Consider the following 489-nt stretch of genomic DNA (forward strand, 5'->3'; position numbering starts at 1 on the left):
CAGACCAACCTGTTGGCGCTGAACGCGGCCATTGAAGCGGCTCGGGCCGGTGAACACGGCCGAGGCTTTTCCGTGGTGGCCGATGAGGTGCGGGGCCTGGCGGCGCGCACCGCCGATGCGGCCAAAGAGATTGAACATCAGATTGCCACCATTCAGGAAGAGGCGGCGCAAGCGGCCACCTTCATGGAAAGCAGCGTGGCGGATGTCGATCGGGGGCTGCAACTGGCCAGCGATGCGTCGTCCGATAACTCCGAGCTGCACGGGATTGTCGAGCGGATGTTTGAGATCATCCGCCACATTGAAGCCCACAGCCAGGAGCATGGGCAGCAGACCCGCGAGGTGGTGGGGGCCAGCAATGACATGCGGCAGGTGATCCGGGCTCTACACAGCAGCTCGGATCGACTGCGCAGTACCGCGTCGAATCTGCATCACCTGACCAGTGCGTTTCAGGTGAGTGGGTAAGGTGGGGTTACGGCGGATGCGCGCTTC

The 489-nt window shown here is 63.2% G+C and carries 1 protein-coding gene; it reads left to right on the plus strand.

All coding sequences use genetic code 11. The annotated features are described in order from the left end of the window. On the plus strand, positions 1-462 hold a 462-nt coding region (locus B3187_RS13445; RefSeq protein WP_286806984.1), incomplete at its 5' end, for a methyl-accepting chemotaxis protein. Between the last annotated feature and the right edge of the window lie 27 nt (positions 463-489).

This window comes from Marinimicrobium sp. UBA4209 (assembly GCF_002381585.1).
Lineage (GTDB): Bacteria > Pseudomonadota > Gammaproteobacteria > Pseudomonadales > Cellvibrionaceae > Marinimicrobium > Marinimicrobium koreense.